General features: G+C 39.0%; 1 protein-coding gene. It reads left to right on the plus strand.

Going from position 1 to position 439, the window contains the following annotated elements; genetic code table 11:
* Nucleotides 1-436: DUF4159 domain-containing protein (locus J7R05_RS08240; protein ID WP_208541875.1), on the plus strand; the 436-nt coding region annotated here is incomplete at its 5' end.
* Between the last annotated feature and the right edge of the window lie 3 nt (nt 437-439).

Raw genomic sequence — 439 nt, forward strand, 5'->3', positions numbered from 1 at the left:
AAGTACCAACCTTAATCTTAAAGGAACAGCCACCCCAGCTACACAAAGATTACGGGCGATCTTAAAGGGATTAAGCATACCTACCATTGAACCAGCTTCAAATGATCATGTTATTGCGCGTTCTTTTTATATTATGCCAGATTTTCCAGGTCTCTACCGTGGTTCACCTTTGTGGGTTGAATCATCATCAACAAATAAAAAAAACAAAAGTTCTCTTATCTCCGGTGATAATGTAAGTTCTCTTCTGATCACTGCGAATAACTTTGCCGGTGCTTGGGCATTAGATGAAAAAGGCATGTGGAAATACCCACTTATTCCCAACGATCCGATGCAACGTCTATGGTCATTTCGTGCAGGATTAAATATTGTTATATATGTGCTTACAGGAAATTATAAAGCTGATCAGGTTCATGTCCCAGCACTTTTAGAACGCTAAAAA

It is taken from the genome of Bartonella capreoli, assembly GCF_902813205.1.
GTDB classification, from domain to species: Bacteria; Pseudomonadota; Alphaproteobacteria; order Rhizobiales; family Rhizobiaceae; genus Bartonella; species Bartonella schoenbuchensis.